The following is a 16,887-nucleotide window of genomic DNA, read 5'->3' on the forward strand; positions in this document are numbered from 1 at the left end:
AATCCTAAATCGGGAAAAATTTATGCGTCTGGAAGAAAATTTACCTGTAATAATAACTTATTTGAGCTGTATTATTTCAATAAGCTTGATGGTTGTCTACGTAAAATACAGAAAACTCGTCAATACTCTTGATGAAATAGGAAAAGTCTTTGATTATGTAAGTAGAGGCAATCTTTCGGAAAGGCTGCATATAAGATACAACAACGAACTCAGAAAACTTTCTCTTAACATAAACAAAATGATCACAGCCCTTCAGGATAGAGATATAAAAATAAAAGATTATCAGAAAGAACTTCTGCGTGATATTAAAAAACTTAAGGAATTAGATCAAATTCGAGAAGATTTTAGTGCAACACTCGCGCATGATCTAAAAATCCCAATTCTTGCAGAAAAAAACACACTGCAATTTTTTCTAAAAGGAACCTTCGGGGAAATTTCCCAAAAACAGGAAGAAGCTCTTCTAAATATGCTGGAAAGCAACAAAGACCTTTTAAACCTTGTAAATACTCTTCTTGCTGTTTATAAATATGATGCAATTCCCTCAGAACCTGAAAAAGAACCTGTTGATATTAAAGTTTTATTAACGGAATGTCTGAATGAAATTTCTTCACTTGCCGCTAAAAACAATCATTCTCTTGAAAATAATATCCGCAGTGAAATTCCTTTATTAAATATAGACAGAAACGAAATAAAAAGGGTGGTTTTAAATCTTTTAAACAATGCCATAACTTATACTCAACCCGGTGGAGTTATTTCCCTTGATCATGAAGTCAATGAGACCGATGTTATTATAAAAATTAAAGATAACGGCAAGGGAATTTCAGAAACGGATATATCTAAAATATTTGACAGGTATTTCTCAAAAGCCATGAAGTTTAGAAAAGTAGGTACAGGGCTGGGGCTTTATCTGTCAAAACAAATAATTGAAAATCATAACGGAAAAATATGGGCAGAAAGTCTGGCTGACAAAGGAAGTATTTTTTCTTTCAGCATTCCTTTAAGTTAAATAATTTTCAATTATTTCAAGTTTAAAATCGTAAGAATCAAAGCTATATTTTACTCCCAGAGGCAAAGTTGTTTTTTGTTTACTGTGTGAAGCATTGAAACCATATCCGATGGGGATATTTAAACCTTTAGTAAGCTCTTTTATGATGTTAACGGGTGTTAATTTATTACTATCAGCTGTTTCTGTTTCAATAATTGATGTAAATTCCGCAAACAAAATTCCTGATACTTTTTCAAAAATTCCTGCAAGCTTTAGCTGCATAAGCATTCGGTCAATTTTATAAAGAGGTTCGCCTATATCTTCAAGCAGAAGAATTTTTCCTTGAAGTTCCGGAAAATATGGTGTACCCAGCAATCCGCACAAAATAGTCAAATTTCCGCCCATTAGTTCACCTTGAGTTTTTCCCGCAATAATACATTCGTAATTCAATTTATTTTCAAATTTGTATGGAATTTTTGCTTTTCCTTCAATAATTTTTTGGAAATTTTCTTCTGTGTATTTATTTATTTCTTCCACCCCGAAATCAGAAAGGGCAAGAGGTCCATGAAAAGCTACTATTCCTGATTTTTTAACAAAATTATTCAATAAAGCAGTTATATCACTGTAACCCACAAAAATTTTAGGATTGTTTTTTATTATTTCCCAATCAATTTTTTCCAGAAGCCTGAAAGTCCCATAACCGCCCCGTGAGCAAATTATGGCTTTAATTTCATCATCTTTAAAGAAATTTATAAGATCAGAGAGTCTGTCAGCATCTTTTCCCGCAAGATAAGAGTTTTTGTTATCTGCATGAAAAGCTATTTTAACTTTATAGCCTTTGTTTTCAAAATATTTTTTGGCAAAGTCCCATGACTTCTCATCTTTTACAGCTCCGGCAGGGGAAATTATCCCTATCGTGTCGCCTTTTTTTAATTTTTTCGGAAGTATCGGCATGAATTTTTCCAAATTTATTCTTACCCAAAAAGTGTCTTCTATGCTAAAAAGCATCAAACATTTCATATGCTGATTTCTTTTTTAAAGCACTATATAAAATTTTAACAGGAAGAAATTTTAATATATATAGAATTAAATTTATAAAGCGAACATAGACAAAAAATTTATATGTTTTGTTTCTGTGATAGAATAAATAAAAATTTATAAAAGGAGAAATAGTTATGTCTAAAAAAGAATATTTGGCAAAAATTTTTGTTGTGTTTGGGATTACAACCCTGATTACGTGGATTGTTAATTTTATTATTTTAATAATTCCTTTTCAATTTAAGATTGCAAAGTGGGTATATTTGTTTTCTCAAGAAGTATCAGAAAGAAGTATCTTTCCTCTTTTAGGTCTTTTAGCCGTAGTTGGAGGAACTTATCTTTGCAATTCCGCTAAAGAATCCAAATGCAGATGTGCAGTCTGGGCAGAAAGAGTGTCCGCGGTGCTAAGTATATTTTTCTTTGCAGGACTTGTAACTATAGCAGTTGTTTACAGTCTTTCCGTAAGACCTCTTTTGGCTGATGTCAAAACACAAATTTTAGGTGAAGCAGATAAAGTAAAATCTCAAATAGTGATGATGGCTCAATCAAATCCAAGCATCAAACAAGAAAATATACAGAATGGACTGCAGGATTTAGAAAAAAGAGTTGGGATGGAGCTTGCGGGCGCAAAAAATGATATCATTACAAACAGTGTTAAAATTATTTTTGATCTTCTTGCTTTTGCTCTGGCATATTTAATATTGGCTGTTCTTCTTATTAAAATGTCCCTGCTAAAAGAGACTAAAGTAAAAACTGAAAGTTGTTTATTTTAAATTAATTAGGCAGAGTTTCAAGCTGCCCGTATTTTTTAGTGCAGTCTTTTATAAAATCATAAAGTTCGGGATCTTTACGTTTTAAAACCGATCTGGTATTTGCTTCAGGAGATTCGTAATTATCACTGTCGATTAACTTAACATGGGGTTTATAAATTGATATATAGGCTTCATAGCCCTGAGCAAAATATTCATGGCAGTTCAAAGCTGCATAGCTGTCGAGGCATTTATTTTCTTTTTTAGCCTTATTATAAAGTTCTTCTAATCCGGCACAATCTTTTTTATCCAGTATATAGTCATGAAGATTATGTTTAAATTCATGTGCAACAGCATTATCTGATCTTTTAAGTAAAGTATTATTTATTACGGATGTATTACTGCCACAGGAGCCTTTAACTGACTCCCAAAAACGGCCGTTCCCTGTTCTTTTTCCTGTAAGATATTTTTTTATACCGGTAATAATGTCATTTGTAATAAAAAATTTTGCGCCCATTGCGGTCATTTCTTTTAAAGCGCCATGATAAGGAATAAGCGCCTCGTCTATACGATTTTTTTGTTTTGGATTCAAGTCTTCAATCCCATTAATATACTGGGCTCTTAATTTTTTATAATCTTTACGTTCTGACTTATCAAGAATTTGTTTATTTAAAAAACGATCTTCCTGATTAAAATGCCCCTGAGCTTTTTGCAGCAAAATATAAGCAGCATCATTAAGAGGAGAATCTGATTTGCTTATTTTTTCAAGAGTTGTTTTTATTTCATTTGGATGTTTTCTTAAGTAAAGTGTAAAAGAATGAAGCGCCATTTCTTTTAATTCAAGGTCTTTGTCTGTATTTGACGGAGACTTTATTATTCCTGATAAAAGCTTATAGCTTTCTTCAGTTTTTACCCTGCCTGCACACCAAACCGCTGCAATTTTTAAAGAATGTTCAGATTTTTCATTTTTTAAAATTTCGGGGACGATTGTTTGTAATTGCAGATCACGAATTTTGCCGAGATTTATTAAAGCAGTTCTTTTATCTGTTTTAGAAGTCGTGTCTTTAATACTTTTTTGAACTTCCTGAAAAGCAGGATTCTCTTCAGGAATAATTCTTATCAAAAGGTCTAAAGCACTTTTTTTGCAATCATCGGAATATTTTTCTTTAAGAATATCAAATAATAATTTTTGGGTTTTTTCTTTTGAGTTTGCGTCCAGATTGTCATAAATCAAATTTAACATGTAAATAGAGTTTAGTTTTATTCTTTTAGCAAAAAAAGAATTATCGGGAGTTTTTTTAATAATTTTTTCGATTAAAGGAAAGTGGGAAGAAAGATCGCCTAAAGGGATTTTTATCGTTTTTAACATTATGTAGTGGCTAAAAAGCCCATATAAAGCGCACTCACGAAGTTTTGCTATGCATTCTTCTTTGTTTTCAGGTACAGGTTTCATTGCAGATGTCATTAAAGCACGATTTATATATCGTGCAGGATTTTCGGCTTCCTGCCAGAGTATTTTTTCTTCAAACTTTAACAAATTGTGTTTATCTTTAACGTTTTCGCTTTGTTTCACTGTTTCCGCAAGTTTATTTAATGTTTGTATATCTTCCATATCTTCTATAAAATTTAAGGGAGATGTGTCAAATTTGTCTATTGCTTGAGTTCCGCTAAATGACAATCCTGAAAATTTATTTTTAAGCAAACCGTAATTTTCATTGCGAGGGTTCCATGCAAGAGGCAATTTTGCAAGTTTATTATAAAAAATTAAATTGTTTTGAATCTGCATTTGTTAATTCTTTACTTTTATAAAATGTTTCTGTTTTTTTAAAACAGCTGAATTTAAAAAAATGCTTGTAAAAAATGCGAAAAACCTCATGATTTAGTGAAAACAGCCTTCGATAGTTATGAAAACCAACTTAATATTTCTTTAAAAATACTATTTGCCTGAAAATCAAGGCTTTTTGTTTGAGATTCTACCCTATTTGAATTAACAACTTAAAATCCCATAGTCTTTTTATAGGATGGTTTACACCTGCCAGAGTGTTTTAAACTCATCCCTCGGAGGATGTCTTAAAAAATTAAATATGGCAAACTTAATCTATACAAAGAAAAATTTTTCTTTTAAGGGGGAATGCCTTATTCAAAGGCATTATATGGCATGTATAAATATTATTATTACCGGGGGAAGTAGTTTTTTTATGAACACAAACGAAGAGTGTCTGCTTTTATTTTTAAAAAATCCTGGAAGAATTGATAAAACAACCAGCGAATTAAAAAACTTTATTTTTTCAAGAAATGATAATATTATTAGTAGGGAGTTTGCTGTGACAAAAACCAGTAACCCTATTAATGCCAAATGGATCAGATAAAAAACAAAAAACTGCTTATAAAAAAATTCCTCTCATGGCGCCGATAGGACTATTGTCGGAGCAGAGAGGAAAATTTTGTTAATTGAGGAATAAAAATGGAAAAATTAAAAATTTTTTGGGATAAAAAATTATTCAGACAAAGTTCATATTTTGTATTTGTTATTTTAACTATATTTTTTCTAAATTTTCTGGCTAATAAAGTTTTTGATATCGGAAAACTGCTTGAAGCTTATGAGTTGAAGACTTATGATCTCAGGCTTCAAATGACAAGAAAAACAAAAAAAATTAATCCTAAAATTGTTATTCTGAGTATAGACAACGTAAGCCTGGAAATTCTGGAAGAAGACTTGGGGCGTTGGCCGTGGAGCAGGGATGTTTATACTGATACAATAAATTATCTTGAAAAAGGCGATGTAGGCCTTTTGGATTTTGATATGATGTTTGTAGGCTACCAGAAGGGCTTTAGAGATAAAGACATTGAATTTGCAAACACAATAGCAAAACATAATAATGTATACGTTTCCATGAGTTTTGAGGACAGGAGTGGAGTGAAAAACACGCCTGATTTGCCTGTTTCATTGAAAGCGGATTTGGAAAATCACAGTAAAACTATAAATTTTCAAGATTCCGGTATTAATTATTACCCTATTTTAATTTTAGACAGGCTAATTAACAGCACCAAAAATATAGGAATTATAAATTTCAAAAGGGATGAAGAAGATAAAATTGCCCGCAGAAGTCCTACTTTTCTAAAATATAAAGAAAATTATTATCCTTATATGGCTTTTAAATTAGCATTAGATTATATAAAAAAACATGAAAAAGTTAAATCGGATAAGTTTGTAATTAACGAAAAAAATCAAATTTTATTCGGCAACAGAAACATTCAGCTTGATGATAAAGGTTCTATGATTATTAATTGGTACGGTCGTGAGCATTCTTTTGAATATATTCCTTTTTGGAAAGTTTATAAATCAATAGAAAATGAAAAAAAAGGATTGCCGCCGATAATACCAAAAGATTATTTCAAAGACAAAGTTGTTTTTGTCGGGGCAACCGCCATTTCTTTATTTGACCTGAAAAGCACACCGTTAAGCAGTGTTTATCCCGGTGTTGAAATACAGGCAACTGTTTTAAACAATATACTTGATAATAATCCTATAAAAAGAGCTTCAGATAATATCAATATTGGAATTTGTCTCTTACTGGGGCTTTTAATAGCGATAGCTGTCATAAAAATCCGACAGCCCCTTATCTCAACCCTTATTTCTATAATGGTTTTGTCTTCTTATATCGGTTTTGCTTCCTATATGCTTAATGAGCATAATTTATGGCTTGATGTGTTGCCGCAGGCTGTTTTTGTAATACTTGCTTTTACATTTATGTTTATTATCAAATATGTCCTTAAATCAAAAGATTTTGATTACACTTATAAACTTGCAACCACTGACGGACTTACAAATCTGTACAATCACAGGTATTTTCAGGAACATTTGACAAAATGTATGAAAAAAGCTGATAAAAACAACACCCGTTTTGCTTTAGTCCTTATAGATATTGACCATTTCAAAAAATTTAACGACACTTACGGACACCAGGCAGGAGATGAGGTTTTAAGACAGGTTGGACAGACACTTAGAAAAGCCGTTAAGGCTCGTGATCTTGTCGCAAGGTATGGCGGAGAAGAAATGGTGATTATTCTCGACAACGCACATACCGAAGCTGCGTTAAAAGCGGCAAACAGAATTTGTCAAACAATCGCGGAAAAAAAATTCGAGCTTGCGGAAAAGCTTACTGTTACTGTAACAATAAGCTTAGGAGTTTCTGTTTATCCTATTGACGGAAAAAATTCGACCGAACTTATAGAATTTGCCGATCAGGGGCTTTATAGAGCCAAACATAACGGACGTAATCAGGTCGGCTCCATCCCCGAAATTAAAATTATTGTCGCAGAATAATTTATTAGGAGAGTTTTTCTGCGTAAATATATGCTGTTGGCGAATTTATGGTTATTGTTCTTCCGTCTAAATCCTGTTTTAATCTTTCAATAAATTCATTTACTTCATTTTCTGAAAAATATTGAAGATATTTTTCTTTTACTGTAGGTTTCCCCGGACTTGGAGGGGTGTTAAGCCATGGCTCAATCATTTCTTTAGAAACAGGATAAGTTGAATACTGAACAACTATCTCTATGTTTATATTTTTAAAACCGGCTTTTTCAAAGTCTTTTTTCAATGAATGTTCATCAAAGTTCATAAGCGGGTCATTTTCATCAGAAACCATTTTATCTTCAGCTTCTTTCAGTTCCTGATAATTAGGATAATTTTCGGGAGTCATAAGCTCATAATATTTAGTATTTTTGCTTATAATAGGCTCAAAAACAGAAACTCTTCCTCCTTGTTTTAATATCCTGAAAAATTCATTTATTGCTTTAAATTTATCAAGAATATGAACCATTACTGATCTCATAACAACTACGTCAATGCAATTTTCAGGAAGCTTTGTATCAGAAGCATCTGTCTGAATAAAATCCATTTCTTTTTCCATTCCACAGGCTTTTGCAATTTTAAAACATTCTTCAACACAATCATTAAAGGCATCAGAGGCGATAACCCTTCCTGAACCGTCCATTTCTTTGAGCCTTTCATAAGCTCCGAAAGAAAGGAGCCCGTTTCCTGTGCCTATATCGATAAGAATATCGTCAGGTTTCAAATTGGCTCTGTCAAGGACTTTATCTCTTACCTGACATAGCCATAAAAGCGTTTGCTGTTTTTGTTCTTCAGACATATATGAAAATCTTGAATTTTTCAGCCATTCTGTCCATGTTTTTACCAGTTCAGACATTTATCTTCCCTTTTATAAATTAAAACTGTAATCGCTTTGTTATTAAAGACATCATAATATAATAAAGAAGAAAAGCTTTTAAAATTAATCAATATAATACAACCAAAGTATTTTACAAAAAAATCTATAATTCAAAGTAGAAATATGTTGAAAAAAGCTTTATACTTTATAATTACATGATATAGTTTATCAATTGGCTGATGAAAATTAAATGACAAACTTATAGGGGAAAAATAAATGGATTCTCAACGCCGCTGGTATGATAATGACCCAACTTTGAGTGAAGCAATGGAATTATTATCCATGTCTCCTGATGATTCAAAAGATATGGCTGCTGATTTTATTTTAAAACTTCAGGAGGTTATAGCCTCAGATATTATAGAAAAAGTTTATCAAACAGTAAAAAGATACGAAGGCAAAGGCACCAGGTGGTATGACAGCGATCCTGTAATGCTTAAAGCTATAGAATTATTAAGAGTTGCGCCTCTGAATATTCAAAAAGCCGCTGCTAAAAAACTTTTAAAAGCTCTTTCTTCCCAAGAACTTGATGAACTTCAAAAAGAATTTGATATTATTGATTCACAAGATATTGAAGCTTAAATAAGAAATAAATAATGACATATTCAGAACTTAAAGACATCCAAAACTCAAAAGACCATAGGGGTATTGATATTCAGAGTGTTGGTGTCAGGAATGTCGAAGTTCCTTTAATTATCCAGAGAAAGAACGACTGCGAATCAGGAGTGAATACAGAAACAAATTCATTCCCGAAAGAACAGGTTGTAAGCGCAAAAGCAAAAATGAGTGTATCTCTCCCTAAAGAATATAGGGGTACTCACATGTCCCGTTTTATTGAAATTCTTTGCGAATGGGGGCAAAGAAATCTTCTTGGAGTCGATATAGAAGGTTGTCTTCAGGAAATGAAAGCCCGACTCGAAGCAAAAAGCGCAAAAGTTAAATTTGAATTTAAATATTTTATAGATAAACAGGCTCCTTTAAGTAAACTTTCCAGTCCGATGGGCTATAAATGCTCTTTTGAGGGTATTTTAAACGAGCATGACTATAAATTTATTTTAGGGGTTTCCGTTCCTGTAACCACGCTTTGCCCTTGCAGCAAAGAAATTTCTGATTACGGAGCTCATAACCAGAGAACCATAGTAAAAGCCAGAATCAGCTATGATCCAAATAAAATTATATGGCTCGAAGATCTTATAGAATTAATAGAAAAATGCGGAAGTTGCCCTATTTATCCGCTTTTAAAACGTGAAGACGAAAAATTTGTAACAGAACAGGCTTATAATAATCCTAAATTCATTGAGGACATCTTGAGAGACGTTATTTCTGAAATCAGAAAGCTTCCCGAGGTTACATGGTTTGAGATTGATTGCGAGGCTCATGAAAGTATTCACAACCATTCTGCCTGGGCTCACCATGAGGAAAGCCTCTCAGGTTAAGGTTGTTTAATTCCCATCCCTGTTAATTTGCTACGAGGGACTTTAATTGTAACTTCCTCAGAAAGATCCAAATTAAAACTCAGGACTTCTTTGCTGGTGGGTAGTTTTGAACCTGCAGGACTGTAGGTGGGGTTTCCTTTTTGTATAACTGTATGTAAATCAGCTTCTTCAACTGATGAAGGTTTTATATGTTCTCCAAGTTGAACTTCAAACTCTTTTACAATTCCTGTAACTTTTTTTCTTATTTTTTCAATATTTTTTGGATCAGTAACTTCTTGACCAAGTCTTTTTACCATATTAACCAGACTTGAAGCAGTTTTTGAATGTCCCAAGCTGCTTTGACCCATACGTCCATCAACAAAAGTAACCAAATCTTTATTTTTATCTACCCATATTCCTACCGAAGGGACTCCTGTATAATGAGACCTAAAAATATTCACACCGTTAAACGACGGTTTGCAAATCTGTTTAGTAAATGGCTGATTAGTAATATTTTGCATAATTGGTTAATCCCTTATTTTTAATTCTATAAATTATATTTAGAATAAATTATATTGTCAAATAATATTATAAATGCGTGAATATTTAACTTTAATTATTGGATTGCTACGTCGGGCTTCTAGCCCTCCTCGCAATGACAATCCCTAATACAAAAGAGAATAAACGCCAGACAGATCCTTCGCTTTGCTCAGGAGGAGAGCTTTACGGTATTCGTTCCGGGGTTCGGGGGTGGTAGCCCCTGAATCTCTTTCCCCCGCTGGGTTTTAGTTTTTCTTTCTTTTGGTTCTGTTTTCTTTATTTTTGCGTCCAAAAAGAAAGAAAATGAACAAAGCGATACTTCAGAAGTTACTAAAATAAAATACCTGCGATTGTTGCAGAGAGATAAGAAGCCAAAGTTCCGCAAATCAAAGCCTTAAACCCTAATTTTGCCAGATCAGCCCTTCTGTTTGGAGCCAATTCACCAATTCCTCCCACTTGAATAGCGATAGAACTGAAATTTGCAAACCCGCAAAGAGCAAAGCTTGCTATAACTATTGACTTTGGAGAAAGGACAGCAGCAGTTCCTTTAATCATAGGCACAAGGTTTAAATAAGCCACAAACTCATTAATCACCATTTTAGTTCCCATTAAAGAGCCTACTGTTGCTGATTCATGCCATGGAACACCCATTAACCATGCAAGTATTGAAAAAATTCTTCCTAAAATACCGCTAAGGCTTAAATGATGCAGATCAATTCCGACAAAGCCCAAAGAAAGTCCAATATTTGCCGAAACAGTCCCTATGCAGCCTAAAACAGCATCTATCATATTAATAAGCGCAATAAGCCCGATAAGCATTGCAATTACGTTTATTGAAATTCTCATTCCTTCGCTTGCGCCATGAGCTATTGCATCCAGAAGGTTTGCACTTGTTTTCTTTACTTCAAGTTTAATTTTTCCTTTAGTTTCCGATTCCTGTGTTTCGGGAAAAACAAGTTTTGAAATCACTAAAGCGCCGGGAGCCGCCATAACGCTGGCTGCAAGAAGATATTCCGCAGGAACGCCCATCGAAATATAAACAGCCATAACTCCGCCGGCTATACACGCCATGCTTCCAGCCATTGAAGCAAGAAGCTCTGAATTTGTCATACTTGCCACATAAGGTTTAATAAGTATTTGAGCTTCCACCTGTCCTACAAATGCGCTTGCGGCATTTGAAAGTGCTTCACTTCCGCTGACACCCATAATTTTATAGACAATTTTAGCGACAAAGGCAACTACTTTTTGCATTAAGCCTATATGATAAGCAACATTTACAAGAACAGCAACAAAAATTATTGTCGGAATAAGCTTGAATGAAAAAACAAAACCGTTTCCCGATCCGAGAACTTTTTCAAGAAGCGGCTGATTTGCGAGACTTCCAAAGACAAAATCTCCGCCTTTGCTTGCAAAAGCAAGAAGATAGCCTATTCCTTCTCCAAGTTTTCCGAATATAAATTTTCCCCACGAGGTTTTAAGCACAAAAACAGCAATCAATAATTGAAGAGAAAGACCTGAAATTATAGTTCTCCAGTTAATCGCCTTTTTATTGTTTGACATAAGATAAGCAATACCGAGAATAACAATAATTCCAAAAATTCCAAAAAATCTACCCAACTTCTAACCCTCTATTTCTCTAATTATGGCTATTTTACTATTTGATTCTTGTAATAACAAGGAAATGTTTTCAAAACGGGTTTTCTTTTTAGAGTGAGCATATATAAATAGCTTCTTCTGCATAACAATTCGGGAAAATATTATGAAAAATATCCCTTTTAACCTTCGCTTTATTCATGTAAATTTCTTTTAAAATTTCAATTTGTCTTTTCTGACAAAACTCTTTAAAATCATTTATGGTTAAAAGATGGATATTAGGGGTATTGAACCATTCAAAAGGAAGTATATTCGACTTCGGCATTCTTCCTGCCAGAGTTAAATAAAGCCGCACACGCCAGTAAGCGAAATTGGGGAAGCTTATAACAGCTTTTTTCCCGACACGAAGCATTTCCTGTATTACATAATCCGGTCTGTGGGTACATTGAAGCGTTCTGTTGAGAATTACGTAATCAAAAGACTTATCCTGATAATCTTTTAGCCCTTCATCAACATCTCCCTGAAAAACTGATAATCCTTTTTCAATACATTTGATTATATTATCTTCATTGATTTCAACGCCTCTGCCCTTAACATTTTTCTTGTCTTTAAGAAGCTTTAAAAGCTCTCCGTCTCCGCAACCAAGGTCAAGAACTTTTGCTTCAGGTTCTATCATTTGCATAATAATGTCATAATTGACATGAAGCCCCTGTGAGGTTTCATAATGCTGTCTTGCTTTTTTGTTATCTCGTGAAATTATTTTTGTCATTGGTTTTCATTCTCTAATAATAAAAGATTTTTGTTTTACTTATTTTATCGCCTTCCTGAAAGTTTAGAACTTTATTAGGATTCTCGTTATTAAATATTTTCGCATAATTTGTTTTTACAATAATGTTTTTTGCTTTTTTAATAATTTGTTTGAAAGTTATATCTTTATTTTCTACCTCAACCCTGTCAGGGTATATTTTTAAAATTTTATACTGATTTGGATAGGTTACAACAGAAGGAAGAGAAATAAAAAGCTTCCCGTTTAAGTTCTTGGCGGCATAATTGTGATGATGCCCGCTTAAAACCAATTTTACCTGCGGATATTTGTTTATAACAGTTAAAAATTCATCAGCATTTTCCAGAACAAAGTTTTTCTGTGCTGTTTTGTTGGAAACTGCTGCTTGAAAAGCAGGATGATGCATAACAATCATAGTAAACTTGTCAGGGTTGGATTTTAAAATATCATCAAGCCATGAAAGTTCTTCAGGTGGTATTTTCCCTTCAAACTTGTTTTCAACAGAAGTATCCAGACCTATTAAAAGAGTATTATTAGCAAGTTGTTTACTCCAGTATGTTAAATCAGGATTTTCAAAACCGTTTCTCCTGAATTCAGCGCAAAAATCCTGTTTTGTATAACTTTCTTTCAGGTCAGAATCTCTATCTCCAAGTATTGAAAAATAATTTACGTTTATATCTTCAATACTGTCAAGAAAAAGAGGTAAATCACTTAACGTATTATCGTCATTTTCCGTCAAATCACCGCCGAAAACCACAAAATCAAGATTGGGAACAGTTTTTATACTTTTAATGACATCCTGAAAAATAACAAAACTTTCTTTATAAAGAATCCAATCTTCATTTTCTTTGAATGAAACATGCGTATCGGGAAGAAAAATCATTTTAAAAGGTTTAAAATTTTGCTGTTGTGCTTGAACTTTAATTGGCATAGAAAAGCATCCTGACAGTACAAATAAAACCGTCAAAAACAAATAATACTTTAAAAAACGCTTTAAGTTCATATTTTTATTCCGGAATTCGCAAAAAATTTAACTTGCCTGAACTTTATCAAGATCTATATTTTCGTCATCCAGCTCAAACTTTGTATGAAGGGCCTTTATGGCATCATTAGCCCTTTCTTTATCAACAAGGCAGCTGATTTTAATTTCACTTGTAGCAATCATCTTAATATTGATATTTTCATCAGCTAAAGCTTCAAACATATCGGCGGCAATCCCCGGTCTGTCAATCATTCCTGCGCCTACAATGCTGATTTTTGAAATATTATTATCTACTACAATTTCTTTTGCTTTTAAAATTTGTTTAATATCTTGAAGCACTACAAGAGCTTTGCTTAAATCTGCTTCATCAACAGTAAACGCAATATTATTAGCATTATCTTCTTCAAGCGACTGAATAATCATATCAACGCTTATGTTGTTTTTTGAAAGAACTCCAAAAACTTTTGCCGCAATACCGGGCTGATCCGGCACTTTCAAAAGAGCTATTCTTACCTGTGAATCGTCTGCTGCAACACCACTAACCGCTCTATAAATTTCCATTTCTTCCACTCCTAAAATTAAAGTTCCGGGATCGTCAAGATAAAAACTGCTTCTTACCCTCATAGGGACATTAAATTGATTTGCTGTTTCAACTGATCTCGGATGAAGTACATTAGCTCCAACTCTTGCCAATTCAAGCATTTCTATATACGAAATCCGATCAAGCCTGCTTGCTTTTGGAACACATCTGGGGTCAGCAGAATAAACAGCTCTCACGTCAGTATAAATATCACACCTGTCAGCTTTTAAAGCTGCTGCAATGGCAACTGCCGATGTATCAGAGCCGCCTCTTCCGAGTGTTGTAATTTCTCCTTCCAGAGTTACACCCTGAAATCCTGCAACTACAACTATTTTTCCTTTATTTAAATTTTCTTCAAGCTTGTCTGTTTTAATATCAATAATTCGAGCCTTTGAATGAACGCTTTCAGTAAGAATTCCAACTTGAGAAGCAATAAGACTTACCGCAGGAAAGCCTGCTTCCTGAATAGCCATAGTCAAAAGGGCTATAGTAACTTGCTCTCCAGTGGAAAGAAGCATATCCATCTCTCTGTTATCAGGTTTTTGCGAAATTTCTCCCGCCAGTTTCACAAGATAATCCGTTGTGTGTCCCATCGCAGAAACAACAGCCACAACTTTATTTCCGTTTTTATATTCTTTTATTACAGCGTTAGCAACATTTTTGATTTTTTGAGAATCTGCTACTGATGTTCCGCCAAATTTTTGAACTACAATGCCCATGTCTCTTTCTTTCTCTTTTTTATTTATTTTTCTTTTTTCCAATGTCTCAAAATACGACTTTAAGTTGAAAAATTAATTCAATTTAAATTATATTACACCCATTATTCTTTAATTGTAACAAATTATAAATAAATAATTATTAATTTTCAAAATCGATAATATCGTTTAAACTCTTATCGCTTCCAAGTTTTGTTAAACTTTTATTCAGATAAATATGAATAAGTTCCTTTTTTTCGGGGTATTCATTGTTTAATCTTCTGAATTCATGTTCAAAAACTTCAAAATCGCCTTGTTTAGCTTTTATATAAGCAATATTAGCTAAGCTGTCAATATGATCAGGCTCGATTTCAATAACTTTATTGAAAAAATCCGCTGCCTGCGCTAAATAATTATCATCATTATAATAATCAGACATTTCAAGATAAGTTCCTCCCAGAAGAAAAAGAGCCGGAACGAAATTCGGAACTTTAAAAAGCACTTCATAAAAGACAGGCAGTGCTTCATCAAAATTTTTCAGTCTTATTAAAGCTTCACCTTTGCCAATATATGCAGGCAGTAGGTCAGATTTAATTTTTAAGGCATTATTAAATTTTTCTATTGCATCTTTCAAGGCCTTATTGTCTTTAGAAAGAATTATTCCGTAAATCATGCATACCTGTGCTGAATTCGGTGCTATTTTATAAGCTCTTCTTATTTTTCTTATTGCTTCTTTTTCATTTCCGATTTCATTAAGAGCCACAGCATAACCAACATGAGCATCCAGATGGTCGGGATCTTCGTTTATAGCTTTTTGATAGTACTCTATCGCGCTGTTATAATCGTTTAAGAGGCTATAAGCTGACGCTATCAAGTAATTTGCGTCCGTTTTTTTTAAATTAAATTTTGAAGCTTCTTTGTATCTTTCTATAGCAAGTGAGTTATTGCCTTTAAGGCTTGCGATACTACCTAATTTGATATAAGCGTCTATATAACGCGAATCTTTTTCGATTAAAGTGAGAAGCATTTCTTCAGCTTTGTCTAACTCGCCTGTTTCCGCAAGAGAAAGAGCCAGATAATACATTGCCTGTGTTTGATCAGGTTTGATTTCAATTGATTTATTAAGCTTATTGATTACTTCAAAATGTTCGCCGTATTTTTGAAGTGTAATTCCCCAACAAAGATAAAGCTGTGCATTTTCAGGGTTTATTTTTTCAGCAATTTTATAATATTCGATAGCTTTATCATACTTTTTCATTTCAGTTAAAATTTCAGCCATGTTAAGCTGAAAATCTATTTTTGACGGAATCATATCTACAGCCATTTTGCCTTTTTCATAGGCTTCTTCAAGCCGTTTCCGCTTTAAAAGAGACATAGACCAATAATACCAGGCATCAGGATTATTAGGATGAATTTTTGTGCATAAAACAAATTTTTCTATAGCTTCTTCATCTCTTTCCAACTCAACCAGTACTACTCCCCAGAGGAAAAGTGCCTGATGAGATCTCGGGCTGAGAGTTATAGCTTTTTTAAATTTTGTTTCCGCAAGTTGCTTTTGATTTTGCCTTGCAAGAGCGATTCCCCAATTAACATAAATTTCGGCATTTTTAGAATTTAAATCAAGCGCTTTTTGATACATTTCTTCTGCCTGTTGAAATTTTCCTGTTTCAACGAGGGCGGCTCCCCATAAAGCATAAGATTTTGTGCATTTCGGATCAATTTGTAATGCTTTTCTGAACTTTTCTATAGCTTCATCATATTTTCCCTGTGTAGCAAGGGCTATTCCCCAGTTATTAAAGCTTTCCGGCGTTTTGGGGATCATATAGGTTGATGATTCAAATTTTTCCATTGCCTTATCTACTTCTCCGGAATTTGCAAGATAAATTCCCCAGTTGACAAAGGCTCTGGAAGGTATAACAACTTCTTTTGTAACCGCTTTATAGCTGGAAATCGAATTATTAAATTTTAAAACTTTGTCGACAAATTTTTTTATAAATTTTAACATCCACTCCACTCGGATTTTTGTATTATTATTGTTTATAGCTATATAAATAAAATTAATTAACTTGAATTGCCAGATAGTTGAAATCCACATTAATATTGGTATTGTCATTCTGAGGGCTTTAGTCCGAAGAATCTGTCCAAAAAAGTATTTAAGCTTAAAACCCAAAAGGGACAGATGTTTCGCTTTGCTCAACATGACAATAAAAAAATTAATTGGCAATTGGAGTTAATTAATAATTTGAATTAAACAAAATTATATCAGAAAAGTATCCCCTTTTTAAATTTTCATGG

The 16,887-nt window shown here is 33.2% G+C and carries 15 protein-coding genes; 6 read left to right on the forward strand and 9 right to left on the reverse strand.

The genetic code is table 11. From position 1 onward, the window contains the following. Positions 1-22 precede the first annotated feature (22 nt). Positions 23-1,006: a HAMP domain-containing sensor histidine kinase gene (locus tag WCG23_02305; GenBank protein MEI8388697.1), complete on the forward strand. Its 984-nt coding sequence runs from the start codon at positions 23-25 to the stop codon at positions 1,004-1,006. On the opposite strand, the gene WCG23_02310 is transcribed toward WCG23_02305, so the two are convergent. Further along, positions 998-2,005, reverse strand: a complete 1,008-nt coding sequence (locus WCG23_02310; GenBank protein MEI8388698.1) for an LD-carboxypeptidase — start codon at positions 2,003-2,005, stop codon at positions 998-1,000. The genes WCG23_02305 and WCG23_02310 overlap by 9 nt on opposite strands. 155 nt (positions 2,006-2,160) lie before the next feature. Here WCG23_02310 and WCG23_02315 point away from each other — a divergent pair, with 155 nt between their 5' ends. Beyond that, positions 2,161-2,796, forward strand: a complete 636-nt coding sequence (locus WCG23_02315; GenBank protein ID MEI8388699.1) for a hypothetical protein — start codon at positions 2,161-2,163, stop codon at positions 2,794-2,796. 1 nt (position 2,797) lies between these two features. On the opposite strand, the gene WCG23_02320 is transcribed toward WCG23_02315, so the two are convergent. Next, positions 2,798-4,558, reverse strand: coding sequence for a hypothetical protein (locus tag WCG23_02320; GenBank protein MEI8388700.1), 1,761 nt, complete (start codon positions 4,556-4,558; stop codon positions 2,798-2,800). Between the two features lie 412 nt (positions 4,559-4,970). Here WCG23_02320 and WCG23_02325 point away from each other — a divergent pair, with 412 nt between their 5' ends. Both WCG23_02325 and WCG23_02330 read left to right on the forward strand, forming a co-directional pair. Beyond that, the gene (locus WCG23_02325) at positions 4,971-5,141 is read left to right on the forward strand and encodes a hypothetical protein (protein ID MEI8388701.1); all 171 of its coding nucleotides are present in this window, start codon (positions 4,971-4,973) and stop codon (positions 5,139-5,141) included. A gap of 95 nt (positions 5,142-5,236) precedes the next feature. Beyond that, positions 5,237-7,099 (forward strand): diguanylate cyclase, encoded by a 1,863-nt coding sequence (locus WCG23_02330; protein MEI8388702.1) that lies wholly within the window; start codon positions 5,237-5,239, stop codon positions 7,097-7,099. Positions 7,100-7,103: 4 nt separating this feature from the next. Here WCG23_02330 and WCG23_02335 read toward each other — a convergent pair whose 3' ends face one another. Next, entirely contained in the window at positions 7,104-7,985 is an 882-nt protein-coding gene (locus WCG23_02335) for a methyltransferase domain-containing protein (protein MEI8388703.1), read from the reverse strand. Positions 7,986-8,222: 237 nt separating this feature from the next. Between WCG23_02335 and WCG23_02340 the strand changes: the two genes are divergently transcribed. Continuing rightward, on the forward strand, positions 8,223-8,585 hold the full coding sequence (locus tag WCG23_02340) for a hypothetical protein (protein ID MEI8388704.1): 363 nt from the start codon (positions 8,223-8,225) through the stop codon (positions 8,583-8,585). Between the two features lie 14 nt (positions 8,586-8,599). Next, entirely contained in the window at positions 8,600-9,439 is an 840-nt protein-coding gene (gene folE2 / locus WCG23_02345) for a GTP cyclohydrolase FolE2 (GenBank protein MEI8388705.1), read from the forward strand. Here the strand turns inward: folE2 and WCG23_02350 are convergent. From WCG23_02350 to WCG23_02375, 6 genes are all read right to left on the reverse strand, one after another. Beyond that, positions 9,436-9,939 carry a hypothetical protein gene (locus WCG23_02350; GenBank protein MEI8388706.1) on the reverse strand — a complete coding sequence of 168 codons (504 nt, stop codon included), beginning with the start codon at positions 9,937-9,939 and terminating at the stop codon, positions 9,436-9,438. The two genes, folE2 and WCG23_02350, sit on opposite strands and share 4 nt — an antisense overlap. A gap of 349 nt (positions 9,940-10,288) precedes the next feature. After that, complete coding sequence (locus WCG23_02355; protein MEI8388707.1) at positions 10,289-11,575, reverse strand: nucleoside transporter C-terminal domain-containing protein; 1,287 nt, start codon at positions 11,573-11,575, stop codon at positions 10,289-10,291. 88 nt (positions 11,576-11,663) lie between these two features. Next, on the reverse strand, positions 11,664-12,320 hold the full coding sequence (gene metW, locus WCG23_02360; GenBank protein MEI8388708.1) for a methionine biosynthesis protein MetW: 657 nt from the start codon (positions 12,318-12,320) through the stop codon (positions 11,664-11,666). Between the two features lie 13 nt (positions 12,321-12,333). Further along, positions 12,334-13,266 (reverse strand): metallophosphoesterase, encoded by a 933-nt coding sequence (locus WCG23_02365; protein ID MEI8388709.1) that lies wholly within the window; start codon positions 13,264-13,266, stop codon positions 12,334-12,336. A gap of 99 nt (positions 13,267-13,365) precedes the next feature. Beyond that, complete coding sequence (locus tag WCG23_02370; protein ID MEI8388710.1) at positions 13,366-14,616, reverse strand: aspartate kinase; 1,251 nt, start codon at positions 14,614-14,616, stop codon at positions 13,366-13,368. A 139-nt stretch (positions 14,617-14,755) separates the two neighbouring features. Next, positions 14,756-16,597, reverse strand: a complete 1,842-nt coding sequence (locus WCG23_02375; protein ID MEI8388711.1) for a tetratricopeptide repeat protein — start codon at positions 16,595-16,597, stop codon at positions 14,756-14,758. Positions 16,598-16,887: the final 290 nt, after the last annotated feature.

Source organism: bacterium (genome assembly GCA_037147175.1).
In the GTDB taxonomy this organism is placed as follows: Bacteria; Cyanobacteriota; Vampirovibrionia; order Gastranaerophilales; family UBA9971; genus UBA9971.